General features: G+C 45.8%; 21 protein-coding genes and 1 pseudogene. 15 read left to right on the forward strand and 7 right to left on the reverse strand.

Going from position 1 to position 23,156, the window contains the following annotated elements; genetic code table 11:
• Window positions 1-243: 243 nt before the first annotated feature.
• A complete protein-coding gene (locus ACRBG0_RS10155; RefSeq protein WP_431486786.1) occupies window positions 244-630 on the reverse strand; it encodes an SET domain-containing protein in 387 nt (128 codons plus the stop codon).
• A 169-nt stretch (window positions 631-799) separates the two neighbouring features.
• Window positions 800-1,288, reverse strand: a complete 489-nt coding sequence (locus ACRBG0_RS10160; protein ID WP_431486787.1) for an acetyl-CoA carboxylase biotin carboxyl carrier protein subunit — start codon at window positions 1,286-1,288, stop codon at window positions 800-802.
• A 208-nt stretch (window positions 1,289-1,496) separates the two neighbouring features.
• Between ACRBG0_RS10160 and ACRBG0_RS10165 the strand changes: the two genes are divergently transcribed.
• The 5 genes from ACRBG0_RS10165 to ACRBG0_RS10185 all read left to right on the forward strand — a co-directional run bounded on the left by ACRBG0_RS10165 (window position 1,497) and on the right by ACRBG0_RS10185 (window position 4,859).
• Entirely contained in the window at window positions 1,497-1,871 is a 375-nt protein-coding gene (locus ACRBG0_RS10165) for a hypothetical protein (protein ID WP_431486788.1), read from the forward strand.
• A gap of 503 nt (window positions 1,872-2,374) precedes the next feature.
• Window positions 2,375-3,397 (forward strand): adenosine deaminase, encoded by a 1,023-nt coding sequence (locus ACRBG0_RS10170; RefSeq protein ID WP_431486789.1) that lies wholly within the window; start codon window positions 2,375-2,377, stop codon window positions 3,395-3,397.
• Window positions 3,398-3,525: 128 nt separating this feature from the next.
• Window positions 3,526-3,825: a hypothetical protein gene (locus ACRBG0_RS10175; RefSeq protein ID WP_431486790.1), complete on the forward strand. Its 300-nt coding sequence runs from the start codon at window positions 3,526-3,528 to the stop codon at window positions 3,823-3,825.
• Window positions 3,826-3,851: 26 nt separating this feature from the next.
• On the forward strand, window positions 3,852-4,235 hold the full coding sequence (locus tag ACRBG0_RS10180; protein WP_431486791.1) for a 2TM domain-containing protein: 384 nt from the start codon (window positions 3,852-3,854) through the stop codon (window positions 4,233-4,235).
• Window positions 4,236-4,412: 177 nt separating this feature from the next.
• Complete coding sequence (locus ACRBG0_RS10185; protein ID WP_431486792.1) at window positions 4,413-4,859, forward strand: 2TM domain-containing protein; 447 nt, start codon at window positions 4,413-4,415, stop codon at window positions 4,857-4,859.
• A gap of 5 nt (window positions 4,860-4,864) precedes the next feature.
• Here the strand turns inward: ACRBG0_RS10185 and ACRBG0_RS10190 are convergent, their stop codons facing one another.
• Window positions 4,865-6,382: a hypothetical protein gene (locus ACRBG0_RS10190; protein ID WP_431486793.1), complete on the reverse strand. Its 1,518-nt coding sequence runs from the start codon at window positions 6,380-6,382 to the stop codon at window positions 4,865-4,867.
• 98 nt (window positions 6,383-6,480) lie between these two features.
• Between ACRBG0_RS10190 and ACRBG0_RS10195 the strand changes: the two genes are divergently transcribed.
• From ACRBG0_RS10195 to ACRBG0_RS10205, 3 genes are all read left to right on the forward strand, one after another.
• Entirely contained in the window at window positions 6,481-7,356 is an 876-nt protein-coding gene (locus ACRBG0_RS10195; protein WP_431486794.1) for an alpha/beta fold hydrolase, read from the forward strand.
• A gap of 383 nt (window positions 7,357-7,739) precedes the next feature.
• On the forward strand, window positions 7,740-8,387 hold the full coding sequence (locus tag ACRBG0_RS10200; protein ID WP_431486795.1) for an RNA polymerase sigma factor: 648 nt from the start codon (window positions 7,740-7,742) through the stop codon (window positions 8,385-8,387).
• Between the two features lie 26 nt (window positions 8,388-8,413).
• Window positions 8,414-10,102 (forward strand): hypothetical protein, encoded by a 1,689-nt coding sequence (locus ACRBG0_RS10205; RefSeq protein ID WP_431486796.1) that lies wholly within the window; start codon window positions 8,414-8,416, stop codon window positions 10,100-10,102.
• Between the two features lie 226 nt (window positions 10,103-10,328).
• Here ACRBG0_RS10205 and ACRBG0_RS10210 read toward each other — a convergent pair whose 3' ends face one another.
• Complete coding sequence (locus ACRBG0_RS10210; RefSeq protein WP_431486797.1) at window positions 10,329-11,411, reverse strand: CaiB/BaiF CoA transferase family protein; 1,083 nt, start codon at window positions 11,409-11,411, stop codon at window positions 10,329-10,331.
• A gap of 191 nt (window positions 11,412-11,602) precedes the next feature.
• Between ACRBG0_RS10210 and ACRBG0_RS10215 the strand changes: the two genes are divergently transcribed.
• The 4 genes from ACRBG0_RS10215 to ACRBG0_RS10230 all read left to right on the forward strand — a co-directional run bounded on the left by ACRBG0_RS10215 (window position 11,603) and on the right by ACRBG0_RS10230 (window position 15,924).
• Window positions 11,603-12,895: a hypothetical protein gene (locus tag ACRBG0_RS10215; RefSeq protein ID WP_431486798.1), complete on the forward strand. Its 1,293-nt coding sequence runs from the start codon at window positions 11,603-11,605 to the stop codon at window positions 12,893-12,895.
• Window positions 12,896-13,178: 283 nt separating this feature from the next.
• The gene (locus ACRBG0_RS10220) at window positions 13,179-13,589 is read left to right on the forward strand and encodes a hypothetical protein (RefSeq protein ID WP_431486799.1); all 411 of its coding nucleotides are present in this window, start codon (window positions 13,179-13,181) and stop codon (window positions 13,587-13,589) included.
• Window positions 13,590-13,741: 152 nt separating this feature from the next.
• Entirely contained in the window at window positions 13,742-15,040 is a 1,299-nt protein-coding gene (locus tag ACRBG0_RS10225; protein ID WP_431486800.1) for an amidohydrolase, read from the forward strand.
• Between the two features lie 137 nt (window positions 15,041-15,177).
• Window positions 15,178-15,924, forward strand: coding sequence for an EI24 domain-containing protein (locus ACRBG0_RS10230; protein ID WP_431486801.1), 747 nt, complete (start codon window positions 15,178-15,180; stop codon window positions 15,922-15,924).
• 29 nt (window positions 15,925-15,953) lie between these two features.
• Here ACRBG0_RS10230 and ACRBG0_RS10235 read toward each other — a convergent pair whose 3' ends face one another.
• The 3 genes from ACRBG0_RS10235 to ACRBG0_RS10245 form a co-directional block, all read right to left on the reverse strand.
• A complete protein-coding gene (locus ACRBG0_RS10235; protein ID WP_431486802.1) occupies window positions 15,954-17,282 on the reverse strand; it encodes a sensor histidine kinase in 1,329 nt (442 codons plus the stop codon).
• A 170-nt stretch (window positions 17,283-17,452) separates the two neighbouring features.
• Window positions 17,453-18,322, reverse strand: a complete 870-nt coding sequence (arsM, locus tag ACRBG0_RS10240; protein ID WP_431486803.1) for an arsenite methyltransferase — start codon at window positions 18,320-18,322, stop codon at window positions 17,453-17,455.
• 63 nt (window positions 18,323-18,385) lie between these two features.
• Window positions 18,386-18,712 (reverse strand): ArsR/SmtB family transcription factor, encoded by a 327-nt coding sequence (locus ACRBG0_RS10245; RefSeq protein ID WP_431486804.1) that lies wholly within the window; start codon window positions 18,710-18,712, stop codon window positions 18,386-18,388.
• 413 nt (window positions 18,713-19,125) lie between these two features.
• Here ACRBG0_RS10245 and hemL point away from each other — a divergent pair, with 413 nt between their 5' ends.
• From hemL to ACRBG0_RS10260, 3 genes and pseudogenes are all read left to right on the forward strand, one after another.
• Window positions 19,126-20,436: a glutamate-1-semialdehyde 2,1-aminomutase gene (gene hemL / locus ACRBG0_RS10250; protein WP_431486805.1), complete on the forward strand. Its 1,311-nt coding sequence runs from the start codon at window positions 19,126-19,128 to the stop codon at window positions 20,434-20,436.
• 482 nt (window positions 20,437-20,918) lie between these two features.
• Window positions 20,919-21,395, forward strand: a complete 477-nt coding sequence (locus ACRBG0_RS10255) for a winged helix-turn-helix domain-containing protein (protein WP_431486806.1) — start codon at window positions 20,919-20,921, stop codon at window positions 21,393-21,395.
• Window positions 21,396-21,637: 242 nt separating this feature from the next.
• Window positions 21,638-23,156 (forward strand): annotated as a pseudogene (locus ACRBG0_RS10260) (hypothetical protein); the annotation flags it as partial.

Below are 23,156 nucleotides of genomic sequence, written 5' to 3' on the forward strand. Positions count from 1 at the left end.
AGAGTGGCTTTGGTAGTAAAAAGAGTCTGCTACAAATGAGCGGCTTATGTATTGGAGGTTCCCCGTGATTTGTCGCGGGTATGCTCTTCGCCTAATGGACGAAGAACCTTTTTAACTAGTGCGCAGGCCTACAGGCCGTAGCTCGGGGCCAGGATGGCGCAAGGACAATAGGATGGGCCGGAGCGGTAGCGACAGACAGCCTGGTGCCGAGGAACGACGGCATGGCCCCAATAAGCACTCCGCTTATTTCTCTTCAAACCATAGCTCGGTCTGGTGGAATTCGCCGTCGGTATAGTTGATGGTTATTTCTTCTCCGGGCTGAATATCCTTTATGGCAATGATTTCAAGAGATTCCATCTCGATGTCCATTTCATAATCAGCATTTGCTTCAGAAGAATGGTTGTAGAGGGAGCCAAAACCCAGCGCAATGGCCGATTCCCCCTCGTCTCCCCAAAGGAAATAATAATCGTGTAGCTTGGTCTGGTGGATAAGTGTAGTGCCTTCTTCAGATAGCACCAATACTGGGCAAGATTCAATATGGCTGCCTTCGGGAATCTCCTGGGCCGTAAAAACTCCACGCCCTTTTCCATTGGTTGTTTTGATGTACAGGAATGGTAATCGAGTAGACATAATTTAGGAGGTCGGAATTAGGAATTAAATGAAGTCGGAATTGGGAAATCGGAAGTCGGAAATAGTGAGATACACGAAAAGAAAGGAGATAGATTCTGCTTTTGAATTACAGTATGGAAGGTTGCTACTAGCTATTTCCGATTTCCCACTTCCGATTTCCGACCTCTTGTTAATCTTCCATCTTCACCAGCAATTGCCCTTTCTCCACGGCAGCACCTTTGGAAACGGAAATATCAGCGATGATACCGTCAGCAGTGGCTTTGATGACGTTTTCCATCTTCATAGCTTCGAGGATGAGAATGGGCTGACCGGCAGTGACACTTTCTCCTTTTTTGGCCATTACTTGTAGTACAAGGCCTGGCATAGGTGCTATAATATCTGCGACCACGGTAGTGTTGATCGCGCCTAAGCCCAGGCGTTCTACCATTTGGTCATAGGCATCGGCGAGGTTGATCTCGTATTTGCTGCCATTGATTTTGATGGTAAAGCGCTTGCGTTGGAAGTTGCGACTTACCAGCTCTGCACGATAAGATTTGCCATTAGCAAGGATATGAAAATTGCGATCATCAATGGGTGTGAAGTCTAGTTGGTCGATATCTTTATTGGCGAATTCGAACTGATCATTGACTTTAGCGCTGATGTCTTCCAGATGTTTCATGGTAGGGGCAGTTGTTAAATGTAAAGAACAGCACAAAACCAAATGGAGTCTTCGTTTTTTCAATAGCTGGCTAAGCGGTTCATTTCAAAAGTGTCAGTTATTGGAAAAACCGCAAAGAAGACTCCATTTGGTTTTTGCGCAATATATGGATCCCAAAAGTAACACTATTGTTCCAGAAAAATCTAAAAAAGCAGCTTACCTTTAACGGATGCGAAACCTACTCTATCTTTTCGGGCTGATCTTATTGATGGTGATTTTGCACCAGTTTTTACCTTGGTATGCGATTGTTATTGCAGGCTTACTGTTTGGAGCTTTTGCTCCTGTGGCCTCTGCAGGCAAGGCATTTGCCTATGGTTTGTTGGCTGGTGCTATCGTATGGGGCGCTTACAGTGGCTTTCTCAATTACAACAACGACAGCATTCTGGCCACCCGTATTGGTAATATGCTCGGAGGCCTCAATGCCTGGATTATGGTTGTCATTACGGCCCTACTTGGTGGTATATATGGAGGGCTTGGGAGTTTGGTTGGCTTTTGGGGTCGGCAGTTGTTTGAGCAGAAGGATAGTGAAATAGCCGATAACTGAAGGAGGTTTAGTTCAATAAGACGGGAGGGCTTAGCTTCTGTGTAATTGCATAAATGTATTTATACGAACAGCTCTCGCCAAAAACAACTATTCCTAAGACCAGTTTACCATAAGTTTAGGGACTTTGCACCCCGGTTTTAAGGGGCCATGCCGGTAGTGGCGTTGCGGTGCAAACGCCCCACGGCACCAGGCTGTCTGTCGCTACCGCTCCTGCCCATCCTATTGTCCTTGCGCCATCCTGGCCCCGAGCTCCAGGCCCCGCCTTGCGCACTGACCAATAAGCATTATTGAGATTCTAAGGCTGTCTTGCTCTGAAAACTTCAATCACTCAACGATCAAACCTGCTCTTGGGTTGCAACCCAATGGACTTTGGGGTATATTTACGACCATCGGTATACCCTTGCCAAGGACGGTACTAACACTGTTTTGCTCCGTACGGAGGCATTAGCCTGGCCTTTGTTACGTCGATAATTAATTCTCCTGCATATAAAACCTACACCTCAATGGAATCATCTCACCTGAAAACTTTGATCGAAGGCATCCCCAAAGCAGAACTTCACTTGCACATTGAAGGGAGTTTTGAGCCCGAACTCATGTTCGAAATAGCCAAAAGGAATAATATAACGCTGGATTATGATTCCATCGAATCATTGAAGAGGGCTTATAAGTTTAATAATCTTCAAGAGTTTTTAGACATCTATTACACAGGTGCACAAGTATTGATCCATGAGCAAGATTTTTTTGACCTGACTTGGGCTTACCTCACCAAAGTGCATAGTCAAAATGTGGTTCATGTAGAGGTGTTTTTCGATCCGCAGACGCATACGGATAGAGGGGTAGAATTTGCTGTTGTTATTAATGGTATTCATAAAGCGCTTGAAAAAGCCAAAGAAGAATTAAATATTTCCTACAAGCTGATTATGTCTTATTTGAGGCATTTGAGCGAAGAGGAAGCATTCAAAACGCTTGAATCTTCTCTTCCTTTCAAAGATTGGATTGATGGGGTAGGCTTAGACTCTTCTGAAATGGGCAACCCTCCCAGCAAGTTTGCCAAGGTGTTTGAAGCATCTGCCAGCCACGGTTACAAATTAGTCGCGCATGCTGGCGAAGAAGGCCCTGCGGAATATATCTGGGAAGCGCTCGACCTTTTGGAGGTGGTAAGAATAGACCATGGCAATCGTTGCTTGGATGATGAAGCACTGGTTCAACGAATTGTCGAACAAAAGATACCACTGACCTTGTGTCCATTGAGTAATGTAGAACTCAAAGTCATCCAAAAAATGGAGGATCACCCCGTTGCGAAAATGCTTGAGAAAGGGGTATTAGCAACCATCCACTCAGACGACCCCGCTTATTTTGGAGGCTACATGAATGAAAATTATTACGAAACAGCTAAAGCTTTAAACCTAACAAAGGATCAATTGATGCAATTGGCCATCAATGCCTTTGAAGCAAGCTGGTTGAGCCTTGAAGTAAAAGAAAAGCACATTGCTGAAGTAAAAGATTATTTCAATGCTGCTAAATGAAGCACTAAACTTTGAACTGCTTCCATCAACCATCAATTCAGTAGCCTTTTTGCTCAATTCAGTCGAAAAAAGTAGCCTATAGGTACCGTTTAGGGACATCTTTGAAGCAAATCAAAAAACATTCAGAGATGAAAGCTTGTCATAAATCTTATCAAGACGATGAAAGCCGTGAGGCCAAATTTCGCAAAAGTTTGCGTTCCTTTTTCGGCTACAATTTCGTTATCTTTATACTTATGATCCTTGGAATGGGAGGGGTTGTTTTGTGGAAAATCAGTGTAATATGGGGTGCTATTTTGGCCTTTAGAGGTTATAGCATCTATGGTAGTGAAGAGCGTGATACACCAAGCTATCCAATGGAAGACGAGCCTAGCCGTGAACAATACGGCCGTCCCAAGCGCCCTCAGTGGAAGGACAAGGATTTGGTATAAAACAGCTATTGTAATATAAAATCGCAATGAACGAAGACCAACAGTTTGAACAAGCGCGCCGCCGCGTCAAAGAAAAGAAAGCTTTCTACAATCACCTGACGACCTACCTTGTTATGGGAGGGTTCTTCTTTACCTTGAATATGCTTACGAGCCCCGGTACTTGGTGGTTTTATTGGCCAATGTTGGGTTGGGGGATTGGTGTTGCTATTCAGTATTTCAAAGTGTTCGGGCTTCCTGGTAGTGGCGTAGGTTCAAAAGAATGGGAAGATCGTGAATTAGAAAAAGAAATGCAGCGACTCAACCCTAACAGAAGGAAGCCTGGCCTGGATCTGGACAGCCACTTGGAGTTGAGGGAACTCGATGCTGAAAAGCAAAAAGAACCGTCCTACCGCAATGATGATCTAGTTTAGTAACGGTCGAAGAATTAATTTCCGACTTCCGCTTTTCAGCGAAGTAATAAACGATCCCGTACTAAAAGTCGGGATGAGTTTGTTCAAGCTGAAAATCGGAAACGAAAGAGGAAAGTTAATTTTTGACCAATGCTTAGTCGTAATAATAGTATATTAGAGGTTCAGAATTCCCGACTTATGAGACGAAACAGAAGAAACGAACCGGAACATGTCCGGCAGGCGCGCCGTAAGGTGCGTTCCAAGAAGTGGTTCTTTCGCCATTTTTCCATTTATCTGGTAATAAGCATATTTTTCTTTTGTATGAATATGCTTGATAGTCCGCACGACCCTTGGTTTTTATACCCTGTAATCTCTTGGGGCACCCTCATCGGTATCCAGTATTTATGGACTTTTGGCCTCCCCTTTACCAAAGCGGGTACCCGCGAATGGGAAGAACGCGAATTGGCGCGCGAATTGGCAAAGTCTGCCCCTGGTTATCAAGACCCTCAGGATTATCAAGAGGAAGCTCCACCGGTACAACGGCTTGCATCAAGTGGCGTCAATATCGACGATCATTTGGAGTTGCAGGAGGTTAGCAAAGAAAAAGTTGCCGAGCCGATTTATCGGAACGATGATTTGGTGTAGTTTTTTTATCTCAGGTATTTCAATAATACATCTGCCCGGTGATCCAAATACGCATCAGTGGGAGACTCTTGTCTGCCTTGCTCAATAAAATTGAGGGCTTGGCGGTAGTCGTTTTGGCGGTAGTAATAATTTGATGCTGCCAGATAGGCCGTCAATACCCACGAATCATAACGCGGTGTTCTACCGCTGGATTTGGCGAGCCGCTTGAAGTCTTCCATATAATGCAGGCCTTTAATACGGTCATCCTGATCAAAGTAGTAGCGTACTCTTTCGGCTTGATACAGTAAGTGACGATCCTGAAATAAGGAATTGGTGGTCAGGAAAGGGTACTTTTTACTGTACGCAGTGATCCGCGCTAGTCCTGATTCAAATTCCCGTTCCTTACGCAACGACCATACGAGCATACCTGCCAACACCTCGTGTATGGCAGTATTGTTGGGCTGGTACCGATAAAGACTATCCATATAGTTCATCACGCTAACGGTGTTTCCCTGCTGGGCGTGCATACGTGCGCTTTGCAAATAGTAAATCTCCCTTAGCTGTCCCAAAGCGCCTGGATAATCAGTGAAACGTTCCTTAAAGGCATCATAAGTAGAGTCTATCACCCAGCTGTTGGGAGCAGGGTGATCTCGAAGTAGTTCGTTGAACCGGTGAATCAATTGTCCTTGCCAAGGTGCACCAGGGCTACGTTCCCATATTTTCCACAAGTAATCCAGTGACGTTGTTGTCTTGGTATCCTCGGTGGCCAGTTGCAACCAGATGGCCCGCTGCAAAACCTCCTGCACTGGCCAGGGGTGAAGCTGCCGGGCTTGATAAAGCCAGTCGAGAGAACTGGCCCAGGCGTGATCAGCATACGCGCGTAATGCCTGTCGGTAATAGAGGAAGCTGGCCAACTGGCGTAAGCTCAATTGTTGGTCTCCACCCAGGTAATAACGGTTGAAAAGCTGATCGGGCGGGTTGTTCCATTCTGCAGTGGGGATGTAACCTACACTACGGAGAACCTCGAGGTAGGCATTTTGAAAGCGACGTTCGTTTTCTGCATTTAAGGGAGAGGCTCCTTTTACGCGGATACGCTCAGTATTTTTCCCTACATCCACCAAGAGGGAGACTTCTGTTCCTTGCACTTGCAAAAGATACTGCATGCCCAAGTAGTCTAGCGTCATCGCATATACGGCAGAAGCGGTCGTCTGGTCGTATTGTCCTTGGGTGAAGAAGAATTGAATTTTGGAGAACGGCTGATGGTTTTTAAGAAAACGCTGGCCCATTTCTTCCCTTAGCATCGCCAAGGCTTTGTGGGGCTTCTTTTTGCGAATATTTTGCGCTTCAAGGCTGGTTAACATTTCGCTGATACGCTCTTTGGCGTAAGCGCGTACCGATTGTTCCTGGATACCTGTTCCCGGAAGGAGCAGTTGCAATTGTTGGTCTAACTCCGCCGAGCGATCTGCAGCCAACAGTGTCTCTTTTGCGGATATTAGGGTACTGCAAAAAAGGAAAATAAACAGTAGTGTGGATAGTTGCTTCATGTGGATTTGGGACCCAGTTTAAACGATTGCTCGAAATTACGGATATTACAACGGCTCGCAAAATAGTTTCGTATCAGGCGTATTAAAACCACCAAACCATGACCTTTAAAGAATGGCATTCTACCGGCCAGTATTTCGATTATCGGCAGCAAAAGATTTTTTATCAGCAAGCAGGTAGTGGACCAGTGCTGGTATTGCTGCATGGTTTTCCTACAGCGTGTTGGGATTGGCACAAGGTATGGCCTCTGCTGAAAGCACACTATACGGTTCTCACGTTGGATTTTATTGGTTTTGGGTGGTCGGATAAGCCAAGGAAATATCGCTATTCGCTGATGGATCAGGCCGACTTGGTGGAGGCGCTGTTGAAAGAAAAAGGCATTGGTCGTTACCATCTGTTGGCACATGACTACGGCGCTACTGTTGCTCAGGAGTTGCTGGCGCGGTATTATGAGCGAAGTAAAGAGAGAAAGTTGGCGAAACAGGCAGAATTGTTGTCTTTATGCTTTCTGAATGGAGGGATTTTTCCCGGCACCCATCATCCGCGCCCTATTCAAAATGCTTTAGCTAGTCCGCTGGGGATTTTGCTTACGCCATTTTTGAGCAAGGCCAAGTTGCGGAAGAATTTCAGTGTCATCTTTGGTCCGGCGACGCAGGCTACAGAGCAGGAAGTAGATGAATTTTACCAGCTCATTCAGCACCAAAATGGCAAGTACCTTTTCCATCGGCTGATCCGCTACATGCGGGAGCGGGAAGTACACGAACCTCGCTGGGTAGGTGCTACTGTGCGCGGAGAATTGCCTCAGCTGTTTATTAATGGTGCTTACGATCCGATATCTGGCGGGCATGTTGCCGACTATTATGAGCAATCAGTGAATAATGCCGATGTGGTACGCCTCTCTAATATCGGGCATTACCCGCAAACGGAGGCTCCAGCGGCGGTGGTGGAGGCGTATTTGGCATTTCGGGGTTTTTGAACCACCAAAGGCACATAGGTTTTTTGAACCATTGAGGGATTATAAGGACATTTAAGGGCGAGTCTGCATAGGCTAAATTCACGAAATTTAGCACTGCACCGAACAGGGCGCTAGTCTACATAAGCTAAATTCACGAATTTAGCACGGGGATGTACCATCCAAAGATCAGTGCGTAGGCCGGGAGGCCGGAGCACGCCGGACGAAGGAGGAGGACAAAGGATGGGCCGGAGCGGTAGCGACAGACAGCCTGGTGCCGTAGTGGTGTTTGCACAGCAACGCCGCTACCGGCATGGCCCCAAAAAAATACTTCCCAAAAAACTGTTACTTTCGAACCTCGTTTGCATTATGCTAAGGAATGAAAGATCAAAACCCAGAGCATCGGGATGTTTAGTATCTTGCAGACGAGTAGCGTCGCGTTGCGTCGCGACAATACTAAAACGGTCAATAACAGGTTCATGACGGAACCCCAAAAGACGGTGTCGGCATCGGCAATGGAAGCCGAGTGGCTTGAAATTCAGGCTGCGCAAGCTAACCCTGCGCGGTTCCGACCTTTATACGAACGTTATTTCGAGCCCATCTACCGTTTCGTCTATCGGCGTACTAGCAATGCTGATCTCTCGGCTGATCTTTCTTCTCAAGTGTTTTTAAAAGCTTTACAGCGTCTTGGAGGCTATGAGTACCGCGGTGTACCTTTTTCTGCCTGGCTGTTCCGAATTGCGAGTAACGAAATTGCCCAACATTTTCGCGATTCCCGCAATAAACGAACGGTTAGTGTTGAGGATCATACCCTGGGGGAAGTGGCTGAAGAAATGGAATTGGACGAAGACCTTTGGCAGGTAGAAGACCTGATCGGAGCCTTGGACCAGCTCAAGCCCTCTGATATCGAAATTATCGAACTGAGGTTTTTTGAGCAACGCCCTTTTAAAGAGGTGGCCGAAATCCTGGGGATTACCGAAAGCAATGCCAAGGTGAAGACCTACCGGATCTTGGAACGACTGAAAAAGCGGCTAAAAACAAGCCAAACCAAGTGAATTTTGACCTTTGAGAAGCGTCAGCTATGGAAAGAAACTACAATTTTAAACAAAACCCGGAGGAGCCGGGCAGCGAAGACATCCGACAACGGATGGACTTTGATGCCTTGCTGCGCGAGTTTGAAGCCCAGCCAGCGGTTAAGACCACAGGTGGTGCCCGAATACGGCGGTTGATTTACTTCAGTACGGCTGCGGCCGCTGCGGTAGCTTTGCTGCTTTGGGTACCCTTTCTGGGGGGCAATAATCCACTGAGCCCAGAGGACTATTTTGCCCAACAGGACTTTGTACACATCCCGCTGCCTCAGCAGGAGCTGCAAGTCCCCTTTACTGCGCAAGTAGTATCGGACGCCCACAAAGGAGGGGTGATTGATTACCCCAGCGGATCGCGTTTGGTGATTCCTGCTGCTGCGTTTATGAATGATCGCGGTCGACTAGTAGGTGGCGAAGTCGCAATTCATTACCGTGAATTGCATGATTATATCGACTTTTTTGTTTCTGGAATTCCGTTGGCCTACGATTCTGTAGGGATGCAACGCTACCTTACTTCGGCCGGCATGGTAGAGGTGTATGCTGAGCAAAATGGCAACCGCCTAAAGATGGCTCCCGGCAAAGCTATTCAGGTAGAACTGCGTAGTGAAGTGGTGGTGAAAGACTACTTTAGCTTGCCTAAATACCACGTATATCAATTGGATACGGCCTCTCGTACTTGGCAGTATAGCAATGTAGATATGCTGCAATTTGTAGAAGAAGACTTGATTACAGGAGGTACCAATACCCCACAGCAACGCTGGCAGCGGGAGTTGGGTAACCTGGAACAAGAATACGAGAAGGCATTGCAAGACTTGCAAATGGATTTTCCATTGCCATCAGCACCTGTAGCACCGACGCAAGCCAATGGCAACCGTCCTACGCTGGAACTTGATTTTGCCCAAGGTGCTTTGGCACTTGATCCTGCCAGTGATTTGCAACCCGAAGATTTGGCCTACCTACATGCAGGTACCATTTGGGAAATAGCCCCCGAATCACCAGAGGTTGACCCTCGTGCGTTTCGAGTAAGCTGGGAAACGGTGAAGTTACGCCGCCTAAATACCCAACGCTTTGAGCTGACGCTACAGCACCGGGATAATGAAGAAACCTTGATTGTAGCTCCTGTTTTATTAGGAGCTAACTACCAACAGGCAATGGCTAACTACCAAGGTGAACTTGCCACTTACGATGCTATGGTCACCTTGCGCGAAGAGGAGGTGAGCAGCGAACGGGAACGCTTGCAGACGGAGTTTGTGGCGAGAAAAGAGGCTTTAAAAGAGAGCTTGGAGCAAGAGTTTCAAAGCCAGCCGGGAGAACTCCGCCGTCAGGTAGTAAATCGTTTTGTCGTTAGTGAATTTGGCGTATGGAACTGTGCACAGACCATTGATGCGCCTTCTACCGTACATGGTATTCAGTACCGTACAGAAGGAGGACAGGCCATCGAAAATACCACGGCTTACGTCGTTAACCGAGAATATAATACGATTTTCAGATACCTGGCTTCGAGCACTGCTCCTATCGGTATTGAACCTGCAACGGATAACCTTTTGTGGGTGGTAAATGAGAAGGGTACTATCTCTCGTGTAGAACTAAAACAACTGCACGATGACGGTGCCGAGCTGGTACTGGAAACGGTAACTCCTCCGGCAAAGACGAACGCAGACTTGCGTAAGGCGTTGGAGTTTTAAGGTACAAAGTACTTAGTACTAGGTAAAGGGACTTTGATTGGATTTAGGTGCAAGCGCACGAAAAAGAGAGAAGTCCACGAAACAGGATAGACCACGGGTTTTTAAACCCGTGGTCTATTTTACTTTAAGTAACTGCCTTTTATGGCATTTTCCTGTTTGATACATATGCTAGCATACCTTAGATTTGACACAATCTAAGTATCAAGTACCAAGCGCTCCTTCCTCACTATTCCGAAAGCTCAAAAACTACACTCTTTACACACTGGATAGCTTGGCCACTTTCATCAAAAGTATTGACTAGGAGCGTTTGTGCTAGTGGTTGTGCAAATACATCAGGCAAGTCTCTTACGGCCCCTGCGGGGATGTTGTTTTCCTGGAATAAGACTAACAATTCCTCTCGTTTAGCGAAAGTGCCAATTTGTTCTTGTAGCAGCGGGACGAGTACTGAACGGTGTTTTACCCGTTGGGGATTGGTAGCGAAGCGGTCATCGTTGATTAATGCAGGGATTTTCAAAACCTCACATAGTTTCTTCCAGTGGGCTTCTACGCCTACTGCCAAGACCAACTCCTGACCATCAGCGGTGCGGAAAAGATCGCCATAAGGAGCAATGTTGGGGTGCTGACTGCCTAGTCGTTGTGGCGCAAAGCCAGCAATGAGCCAGTTGGTTGCTTGATTGGCGAGGCTGGCGAGGGCTGCGGCGTAGAGGCTGGTGCTTACTTTGCTGCCTTGTCCGGTTTGTGCCCGCTTTAGCAAAGCCACGAGAATGCCCTCTTTTAGTTGATGGGCAGCGAGAATATCAATGAGAGCTACCGGCATCTTGACGGGTGGGCGGCCCGGTTCTCCGGTAAGGTAAAGAAAGCCACTTTCGGCCTGGAGTACAACATCAAATGCGAGGCGAGGATCATCGGCACCGAAGCCGGTGAGTTCGGCGTAGATGATTTTAGGGTTGATTCCTTTCAGGCGATCATAATTCATACCTAGTTTTGTGGCGGCTCCGGGGCGGTAGTTGACGATAACAATATCTGCTTCCTGGATGAGGGCCTCTACCTGCTCGCGCCCTGCGGTAGATTTTAGATCGACGAGTAGCGTGGTTTTTCCAAAATTGACACTTTGGTAGTAAGCCGAGTCGGATTTGTTGGCAGCTTCTGTGGGGGCTTTCCAGCGACGGGTGACATCCCCAAGAGTAGCGGCATTTTCAATTTTGGTAACCTGTGCACCTAGTTCTGCAAAAAACAAACCTACTGCCGGCCCCGCTAATACGCTGGCGAGTTCTACTACTTTGAGGTCTTGGAAAAACTGATCTTGCATCTTTGTATTATATTTAGTGTTCGCTTCGCTCACGGGAGACTCTCTCGATAAATCGAGTTCGTGACTGTACTCGCTAGCGCTCGTGGTAGTATTCGCTTCGCTCACGGTGGGTGCTCACTACGTTCGCGGGGTACTCGCTTCGCTCGTGTTCAAAAAACCGCGAGCGAAGCGAGTACAATAAACAAAATACAATGCAAGATAATGAACAGTCTTGGTTAGAACGGCTCTCGATGGAAAGTTGGCAGGCGGAGATGGTAATTTCCGGGGTGGCGATTTTCGGTTCTTTTCAGTTGTTTGACGGCGTGAGGAGCCTTATCGATTGGTTTTACTTCAGTCTTCCAGGCAGTTTTATGTATATCGCTTACTTTCTTGGTTTTTATCTTTTTATAGCGGTTGCCGTTTTGTGTATGAGCTTTTTAGGGCACTTTATTGTGCGTTCGATTTGGATTGCTTCTATTGGACTAGAGAGTGTCTACCCGGAGATACGCCGGGATAATGATACTTATTCACCCCATTTTATGGACCAGCTCTTACGTCAATTTCCAAGTTTTAAAGATTTTAATGGAGAATTGGATAGGGTAGGGAGTTCTATTTTGGCATTTGCCCTTATGTTGGTGATGGTTTTCATAGGTATTGGGTGCCTTATTGGGTTAGCGTTATTATTGGGGACGATAACTGCCATGTTTTTGACCGAAGAAGCTGGACTAAAAGTATCGTTGGTTTTATTGGGAATAGCTGCTCTCGTCACTTTTATTAATGCAGCTCTGAATAGTAAGGCTTTGCAGAACCGTGCTTGGGTACAGAAGATTCATTACCCGTTGACGATAAGGATTGGATATGTTTTTGCTAACGTTTTCTTTCGCCCACATGCTTACTTGAGTTTTATTATCCGAACCAATCTTGATACCAAACGCTACTGGAAGTTTATGACGGTTGTTATGATTGGTGTCGCTATAATTTCGGGTAGTGTCTTTGAGCGTACCCATATTTTGGCCTTGATGGACGATGTTTATTTTCGCTATGATCAACGTACTGACCGTTTGTACAGTAGCAATTATCTTACGGAATCAATTGATCAGGAATTGGCCTTTATTAACCCCCAAATTCCGTCAATGGTTATTCATTCTGCTGCTGATTTGACGCTTTTTTTGCCAATCCCGGAACGGGAAGAGAGGAAGATTTTTCTATTATGCTCAGAAAAAGAACCTTCTGGTATTGACGACCGCAAAGCGGCTCGTTTAGCTCGTTATAACTATCGTTTGGCATGTTTTAAGGAGCAAATAAGCATAGCAATAGATGACCAGCCTGTAGAGGTGATCATGAAGGTATATACCCATCCTCATGATTCAGAGCCGGGCTTGCAATATTTCTTTCCAGGCCTGGAATTATCGACAGGAGAACATCAGATCGTCATCCGGCATTTAGCGTTAAAAGGTGAGCAGGAGAAAATTGATCGTGTCCCTTTTATTTATCTTCCTAATTAATAGACTTGTTCTGCTGGGGCAGGTTGGTAGGAAACCACGAAGTAGCCGCGAAGCGAATTGATGCATTATTGACCACGCGAAGCCTTTTTTAAGGAGCCTAGCCTTAGCTAAGCGACTTGAAAAAGGCACAGTGTGGGAAGATGAGGCGCGATTTGCCCCCGAAATGATCCCAGGAGAACAAGTCTAATAGGCCATTTCACGCCCTAATATTCTGTTAATCCTTGCTTTAGTAAGTATATTTTCCTAATTTTATTTCACGATTTTTCTCGTGACTAAATTGGGGATGAAAGATTTTTTTCTACAACGACTCTTGCAGCGTCTGGAAAAAGACGGTAATGACGACCTGGCACTCATTATGGAGTTCGGGGCTAACAGCTATTCTACAGAAGAGTTAAGTATTATTTTACGACAAGTAAGTGAACAAAAAGAGATCGCCAGCCTATGGCAGCACCGATTGTTTTTAGTTGGTTTTAGTGTTTCTTTTTGGATCGCGGTGGCCTTTATTGCCGCTGCTTGTCATGCCCAATTACTAAGTTTTCTACTCCTGGCGATGGTTCCAGTATCGCTACTTTTGGCCCTTGGCGGCCACTTTTATTTGCGGCGGACATTTCCGGTTTACCGAAATATTCATCTGGTCGCCTCCATTATCCAACAAGAGCTGGATCGGCGTAAAAAAGACGCATCTATCTTTTAGCGCTTGTTCGCATTAATTCTTTTCCTCGAATAACAGGGGATATCCGTTTCAAACCAAATGAAATCTCCCGACAAGCTATTAACTTGTCTGTCATTAATAGACAGAGAGAAGTTTTGTGATTTATTTCTGTCAAACTACAAACATCGACTAGTATGAAAAATCTTTTAGCCATTGGCTTATGCCTAATAGGTTTCACCCTGTTTGGCCAGGGCGAATTTCAGGCACTCGTACACGAGCAGGCCACTCAAATGGAAGACAAAGTTATAGAATGGCGTCGCTACCTACACGAACATCCCGAGTTGAGCAACCGAGAATTTGAAACAGCAGCGATGGTTGCTAAACATCTACAGGCTTTAGGGATGGAAGTTCGTACGGAAGTAGGTCTTACGGGGGTAGTAGGAATTCTTCGGGGCGGCAAGCCTGGCAAAACGGTTGCCTTACGTGCCGATATGGATGGACTTCCGGTAACAGAACGCGTTGATATTCCCTTCGCCAGCAAAGTGACAACTACCTTTCTGGGACAAGAAACCGGAGTGATGCACGCTTGTGGGCACGATACCCACGTAGCTATGCTCATGGGCGCGGCTGAAATACTAGCAGGTATGAAAGCAGAAGTACCAGGGACGGTGGTCTTCATTTTTCAACCAGCGGAAGAAGGTGCCCCTCCGGGAGAGGAAGGTGGCGCAGAGCTGATGGTGAAAGAAGGTGTACTAAAGGACCCCGCTGTAGATGCTATTTTTGGGATACACATCAACTCCAAAACTCCGGTCGGGGAAGTGAGGTTTAAACCTGGTGGTGCCCTCGCCGCAGTAAACCGGCTGGTGATAAGGGTAAAAGGAAAACAAACCCACGGCTCTACTCCATGGACGGGCGTTGACCCCATAACGGTATCTGCTCAAATTATCTTGGGCCTGCAAACAATTGTGAGCCGACAGACGGAGCTGACCAAAGAAGCAGCGGTCATTAGTATTGGCAAAATCACTGGAGGAGTGCGTAGCAATATTATTCCTGAAGAAGTAGAAATGATTGGTACTATCCGTACCCTTGACCCGGAAATGCAGCGCGAGATTCATGAACGCATTCGCCGGACAGTCACTCATATTGCAGAGGCATCAGGAGCAACAGCGGAAGTGGAAATTGAAAAAGGGTACCCCGTTACGTACAATGACCCGGAACTGACGATGGCGATGGGTAAAACGATGCAGGCGGTAGCTGGAGTGGATAATGTTGTGCTCACACGAGCGCGTACCGGTGCAGAAGATTTTTCTTTTTATGCGGAGGAAATCCCAGGGCTTTTTGTCTTTTTAGGCGGTATGCCTGCTGATCAAGACCCTGCTGAGGCAGCTCCTCACCATACACCTGATTTTTATATTGATGAATCGGGCTTGCAATTAGGTGTTGAGTTATATGCCAATTTTGCGCTTGACTATTTGTTGTTGATGAATGATTAAGTTGTAGGGATTCTATCGAAAAAGTAAGGCCTTTGGGCGGATCAATTTGTCTTTATGGCCTTACTTTTTCACTTTGCTGAGCGTTTTGGATAACAAGCCAAAACCTTATTTTTTGCGCACTTATTAAGTAATTCACCATGCAAAGTTTTTTAAAAGGAGCAACATCTTACCTCAAAGGGCTTCAGTTGATTGCCAAACATGGCTTATGGCTCTATTTCTGGATTCCGGTACTTTTGAGTCTGGTTTTAGGAGTCGTTGTGCTACAGGCAGCTTGGGGTGTCAGTGACGATTTGGGCGGCTGGTTGATTTCTTTTTATCCTTTTGAATGGGGAAAAGCGACCTTCGAAAAAATAGCTACGGTAACTGGTGGTATAAGCTTGGTTGCTTTTACGCTTCTTATTTTTCGCTATATCATTATGGCTATAGCTGCCCCATTTATGAGTTTGCTCTCTGAAAGGTTAGAACAAAAAATGTACCCGGAATTACCAAAAACAAGTTTCAGTTTATCCAAGATGCTGAGCGATCTTGTGCGAGGGTTAAGAATAGCTTTGCGCAACATCATTCGAGAGATTGTGATCACTCTTTTTCTTTTGATCTTAGGGATTATTGTCCCGATTATTAGCCCTTTAGTACCGATAATGATCATCTTGGTACAAGCTTATTACGCGGGGTTTGGGAATTTCGATTACACACTAGAGCGGCGTATGGGCGTTAGGGAAAGTGTTCGTTTTGTGAAAACAAACCGTACCCTCGCCATCGGCAATGGTGTTGTCTTTGTCGTATTACTGATGACAGTCGTTGGCTTCCTGTTTGCGTTGCCGCTAGGTACTGCAGCTGGTGCGGTAGTTACCTTGGAAGAATTGGAAGGTAGCCCGCAAAATTAGTGCTTGTCTCCAAAGTTACCTAAGAAGCTCTAAGCTTGGGGCGCAGGCAAAGAAAAGCTAAAAGTAGAACCATACCCAAGGCCTTTGGAGGTGACACTGATTTCGCCGCCATGCTTTTCTATAATTCGCTGGCAGAGGCTTAAGCCCAGGCCATTGCCCTCGTACTCTTCTTTTTTATTCAGACGGTTGAATAGTTTGAATATGCTTGTAATGTATTGAGGTTCAATGCCGATACCATTGTCTTGCATCTTGAAATGATACCTGTCGCCAATTTTTGCAAAACTTAAACTAATGCTTGGAGGGTGATTATAGCGTCTAAATTTGATAGCATTAGCCAACAGGTTCTGAAAAAACTGGACGAGCAAACTTTCAAAACCATCTACTACAGGGAGCTTAGGGTAGGAAACAGTACACTGGGTTTCTGAAATGATTACAGAAAGGTTCTGCGTTACACTTTGTAAGATCTGGTTTAAATCTACCGCCTTTATTTCTTGATTATGGTCCCCTATTTTAGCATAAACCAACAGGCCATTGAGTAGTTGTTCCATTCTGCGGGCACCATCAATGGCAAAATCGATGTATTCTGCGGCCTCTTCTTCGGAAAGTTGTTCTTTCCTGCGTTTGATGAGGCTCAAAAAGCTTGCAATGGTACGAATAGGCTCTTTTAGGTCGTGGGATGCGGCATGCGCGTATTGTTCCAAATCATTATTAGAGCGGCGGAGATCAAGAACAAGTCGGCGGAGCCTACGAGTACGACTATCCACCAGTTCTTCCAGTTTTATCCGATACTGATGGAGCTTTTCTTGGGTCTGAGCGTGGAGGATTCGATTTGCAGACATTGCTGCTACGGTTTCCAACAAGTACAAATCATCGGGGGTGAAAAAATCTTTATCAGGGTGTTCAGAATCAATAACGCCAATAATCTTTCCTTCAAGGCTTATAGGTACAGCCATCTCGGAATAGCGTAAGGCATCGTCAAAAATATAGCGATGATCTTTGCTAGTGTCAGGTATAATAATAGATTTCCCGCTTCGCGCTACATGACCCACTATACCTCTACCCAATGGTATTTCCAAGCGGTTAATAATTTCATGTGCTTCTGGGTTTTTTAAGCCATGGGCGGCTTTTTGTACAAGTACCTGTCGTTCTTCATCAAGTAAGTAAATAACACAATCAACGAAGCCAAGTTTAGCAATTACATTCGTGGTGATCGACCAGACAATCTCTTCAATTGTATTTTGCCGCAATAGAGAAGTCGCAAAATTATTGATAATCCTAAGGTGGCGCTCTTTCTTTTGCAAGAGTGCTAATTGTTGCTTAAGTGCTGTACCCAGTTGATCATCAGTAGGTTCGTTCACTTGTTATTTATGTTTCATCATAATTTATTTCAGACGCTAAAATACGAAAAAGTCATACTTAATGATTTTCTCTATCTAAAACACAGCCGATCTAACGACAAGGTTAGATCGGCTGTAGTAAGTTGTCGGAACTTTTCGTCACGACAATATTGCATCATTTTTTTGAGAACTTACTTTTCCCCGTAAACGGTAATACTGTAGATGCCGAACTCTTTGCTAAAAGCAGCAATTTCAGCGGCACTTAAATGTTGAGATAATACTTCTTCTGGTAAAACAATTGCTTTTCTCTTTTGTACTTGTAAATTTTTGAAGCCTTGCTGGCGAAGTAGGCCCAGATACTCTTCGTGCTGAATGGCCCCAGCAACACAGCCGGCATACATTTCAGCGTCCTTCTGAAGGGCTTGAGGCAAATTCCCTTCCAGTACAATGTCAGAAATACTGAAATGGCCACCTGTCTTGAGGATGCGATGCGTTTCCGAAAAAGCTTTAGCTTTATTGGGTACAAGGTTGAAAACACAGTTGCTGACCACTACATCCGCTGTTTCGGCAGGAAGTGGAATATCTTCAATGTCTCCCTTGACAAAAGACACGTTGTTGTATCCAAGGGTGAGGGTATTCTTCCGGGCTTTCATTAGCATATCGTCTGTGAAGTCTACACCAATGACTTGCCCCGTGTCACCCGTTTCAGAACGAGCCACAAAACAGTCGTTTCCTGCACCCGACCCTAAATCAACTACAACATCTCCAGCTTTGATTTTGGCAAACTCCGTAGGGAGGCCGCAACCCAATTTTAAGTCTGCATCAGGAGCATAGCCACCTAGTGTGTCATACTCATCGGCCATGATACTGTAGTCCATAGATTGATCTCCACAGCAACCACCACCGGCCGCACGGCGAGCAATAGCACCATATTTTTCCTGAACCAGCTCTTTGAGTTCCGTTGCTGATTTGTTTGTATTGTCATCTGTGCAGCAATCACTGGCACAGCAGTTGGTGTCGGCGAGCGGTAAGCTGGCCGTTGTTTCTTGCTTGTTTTCCATTGTTAATGTTATTAATCTACTGACTAAAAGACGATTACATTGACACTGTTTTTGTCTTAGTTATTAGCAGCAGCCTGGTGATAGAATATTTTTGAAAAATTGATTTAAAAGAGGACTCATCCTTTTGAGGTATTCCAAGTTGAGACAGTAACAAGATTTTACACCCTCTACTTCTCCCTTGATTAAGCCGGCTTCCTTGAGTGCCTTCAGATGTTGAGAAACAGTAGCCTGGGACAAAGGAAGTATTTCGACGATCTCGCCGCAAATACAGCTTTGCTTCTGAGCCAATGCTTGTAGTATCGCAATCCGCGCCGGATGCCCCAGCGCCTTCGCCAATGCTGCCAGCTCTTGGACCTCTTCCGGGAATATGTTCGATTTGTTAATTGCCATTTTATTATCTTATATCGCAAATATACGATGAATGTTTATCCATGTCAATACTTCATCTAAAAAAAATATAAAAAACTGTCGAATTCATGAATTTGACCTACTGAATTCTCTGTTAGGCGGAGGTTGTACCCTTCGTCGACATGCGCCTAACAATCCCTCATGTGGTTTAGTCTGCTAAATTCGCGAATTGAGCCTGTTGAGCCAGCCCCTTATATGTCCTTATAATCCCTCATATGGTTCAAAAAAACTTTAAGCGCCTTTGGTGGTTCAACTCAAAAAAACCTTTGGTGCCCTTGGTGGTTTAAAACCGAAAATCTTTGATCAAACCCTGACAATTCATATTGGTAAGTCCTCTCCTTAAAACTTTACCTTTGCGCAAGCAAAAAATGTCATAGCATTAAATCATAAAAGGAATGGAATTTACCAATCGTATTACCCGCACCGCATCAGCAGCCTTGTTCGAAGAAGCAAAGCGATATTTTCCAGGAGGAGTCAATTCACCGGTACGGGCTTTCAAGTCAGTGTCTGGGCCACCGTTGTTTATCAGAGAGGGGAGTGGCTGCCGCATGATGGATGAAGACGGTAATACCTTTCTCGATTTTTGCTGCTCTTGGGGGCCGCTCATTCATGGTCACAACAATGATCGTATCCGTGAATTTGTCGTAGAAACGCTCAGTAAAGGAACCTCTTTTGGTACCCCTAATCGCATGGGTAACCAGCTGGGTCAACTGATTTTGGAAAACCATTCCTATATCGAAAAAATCAGGTTTGTCAGCTCCGGTACCGAAGCCGTTATGTCGGCGATTCGCCTCGCTCGCGGGGTGACGGGCAAGAACAAGGTCATTAAGTTTGACGGCTGTTACCACGGTCATGTCGATAGCCTGTTGGTTAAAGCGGGTTCAGGGCTGGCTACTTTTGGTACTTCTACTTCTGCTGGTGTTCCCGATTCTTTTGCACGCGAAACCCTGGTGCTTCCTCTCAATGATGAAGAAGCTTTGGAGCAAACACTGGTTGAACACGCCCATGATATTGCCTGTATCATTGTAGAGCCAGTACCGGCCAACAACGGTCTGCTGCTACAGAACCAGCGTTTTCTTGAATCTTTACGACTCAAAGCAGATAAGCACAACGTCCTTTTGATTTTTGATGAGGTCATCTCTGGCTTTCGGGTGAGCTTTGAAGGGGCTGCTGGCTATTACGGCATACAGCCCGATATCATGACGTTTGGTAAAATTATTGGTGGCGGCTTCCCGGTAGGCGCTTATGCAGCCAGCGCAGAGATCATGTCGCACGTTGCGCCCGAAGGGCCGGTCTATCAAGCAGGTACGTTATCCGCTAACCCCGTAGCTATGGCCGGTGGTTATGCCGCGCTAGAGCAGTGTTTAGCCGACGGGTTTTATGAAATAATGGCCAACAAGACGAAAAACTTCGTGGCCGGCATCCAGGCGCATTGCGATAAGCATGGCTATGAAGTCAGTATTCCTCACATAGGGTCTATTTTCTGGGTGGCCTTTAGCCGCAAACAGATTCGTGCAGCCAGCGAAATTGACGTAGCCAGCATGGACAAATTCAAGGTTCTTCACCACGAGCTGCTACAGCGAGGCGTTTACCTTGGCCCTTCCGGCTACGAGGTGGGTTTTGTGAGTGCAGCGCATAATACAGCTGATCTTGAGGAAGCCAGCGCCCATATTTGTGCATCGCTGGATGTCGTGTTTGGTGGATAAATAAAAACCAACCAATACGCTCTGCAAATAGCTCGTTCCATGCGTCGATTTTATGAATTTAACGAATGGGGCGAGCTCAAAATACCTCCCAACACTACACCCCTTCTTACCCCTTGTGCTAAGTGGATATCGGAGATGTTTGCAGCTACAAGTAAAAGTCAAATCAACGCTTACACCCTTTCTTATAATGAGCCTCCGCCTACCTTCGGTGGCGTCAGGCTGTCCGTCCTTGCAGTCCTCCCATCCTTAGTCCCTGCGCGCTCCGCTTACCGGGCTTCGTGCGTTGCACTACGCCATTTGTAGTAGTCTTGATGTAGTCCTGATGTAGTCCTGATTTGCCAATGAATAACTGTAGTAGCCTTGATGTAGTGGTAAATAGTACAGGTGCGCCATTAAAGAATAATATTGCGCTTGGGCTTGTGTAGGCAAAATACTAAGCTGTCATTCTTTTTGTTAATGACTATTGTTCTTGCTTGTAAAATATGAAACTGCTAATCGTCGGAATCTCTATAGCGTATTGGTCCCTGTTTATCGTAACGGGATTCTCGCTTGTTGTTGTATTTCTATACTTGAAGAAGAAAATTCTTCAAACGAAGGAGAAGCAAAAAGAGTTGATGAAGAAAATCGCAGAGTTAGAGAAAAGAATAGTGGTGCAAGCGGCGAGACCAAAGTCTGATAAAAGGAGTGGGGCAGATTTGGATAAAGAGAAAATAGAGAAAGCAATCAATGCTAAGTTGGGTATGTCCTCTTGGGAAATCTTGAAATTGATGGTAAGTAATCCGTCCATTAGCAACAAGGAGATCGCCAAACAAGTCTCGTTGAGTGTAGAAGGGGTTAGTTCTTCCTTGCGCAGAATGTATGCTTCTTTTGAGGTGAAAGCATCGAGTAACAAGCGAATTGCATTGGTTATGAGAGCTTTGGAATTGTCGGAAAGACCTCTTGATAAGGAGCCTGCTTAAACCCCATTACTTGTTTTTTATGAGCGGCACCCAAGATTATGAACGGTCTGCCGTGCAAATGATAGTCAAATCTTAATTATCGAGCCTTGCTTGGTATGAAGCTCCTTATTGACACCTATTTTGGTGTGTTGATTGAGCAGCTGATTTTTGACAAAGAACCATTTCGTTTATCACTTAGGGATGGAGTACATTTTGTTAAATGACGTTTATCCAGCCTGCTAACCAGCCTTGACTAAAATTATATGGACCATATCAACAATAAACTTTGCTTTCTATTGACGCTTTTTTTGGTGTTGATTTTTTCAGACCAATCAATAGCGCAAAGGACAATCGTTTTAACCCAAAACGAGGGAGATGCGACAATAGGCTTAGATAGGAAAGCATTTGGTGGCCCTTACAGTCAAGGTTATCACCATGATTTTGACCTGGGATCCAGTGTTAGTCCTTGCGAGCGCATTGTTTCTGTCAGCTTAGCGATAACCATCCAAAGTTATACGCCGAATATACCGCCGGGATGTGACCATTCCCGGGTTTATTATAATATATATTATGGCTGTGGTACTTATAACGGTACAGGGGGGTCTTGCCCAACTGCAAATTTAATAGGTGAACCTAATTTTCCTCCTGGTGGCGCTCCATATAATACGACTTATAGTTGTAATGTGTATCCTTTCGATTTTGGTGGAAACTTTAGTGCTGATATCGTGCCCGTTTATAATACCGGGTGTATAGACGGTCAGAATGCCATTAATGCAGGACATGTTGCCTATGCGCATACGGTAACAGTAACGATCGAAACGGACTTAGTTACGTGTTCAGGTACAGGTTGTTTGGCTGGAACGACTTCCGTTATGCCTTGCGATGATGGAGATCCATGTACGACGGGTGAATTCGAAACAGTCCTCGATTGCGACGGCTCTGTCTGTATTCCTTGTGGCGGTGGTGTCCCTGTTACTTGTGGAAGCGGCCCTACCACGACGCTCCCTTGTGATGATGGCAACCCTTGTACCTTTGGTGAAATGATGACGATCCTGGATTGCGATGGCTCCGTATGCATTCCCTGTGGAGGTGGAGTATCTTTAAATTGTGGTATTGGAGCGACCACGACGCTCCCTTGTGACGACGGCGACCCCTGTACGGTCGGTGAAACCATCACTACGCTCAATTGCGACGGCTCCGTTTGTGTTCCTTGTGGCGGCGGTACACTTATGGATTGTGCCAGCGGCCCATCGACGACCTTGCCCTGTGATGACGGTGATCCCTGTACTATTGGCGAAACGATCACAACATTGGATTGCGACGGCTCCGTCTGTATCCCTTGTGGAGGTGGAGCGATCGTTGATTGTAGTAATGGAACAACTTCCACCTTGCCTTGCGACGACGGCGATCCTTGTACGATCGGCGAAACGATTACCACACTTGATTGCGACGGTAGCATCTGTATTCCTTGTGGCGGTGGAGTACCTGTCGATTGTAGTAACGGAACGACCTCCATCATGCCCTGCGATGACGGTGATCCTTGTACGATAGGTGAAACAATGGTTGTCCTGGATTGCGATGGTTCCATCTGCATCCCCTGTGGCGACGGCAATATTGTCGATTGTAGTACAGGAACAAGTACAATTATGCCTTGTGATGACGGCGATCCTTGTACGATAGGTGAAACCATGGTTGTTTTGGATTGTGATGGTTCTATCTGTGTCCCTTGTGGTGATGGTAATATTGTGGATTGTAGTACCGGCCCATCAACGACGTTGCCTT

The organism is Lewinella sp. (assembly GCF_050633125.1).
Lineage (GTDB): Bacteria > Bacteroidota > Bacteroidia > Chitinophagales > Saprospiraceae > Lewinella.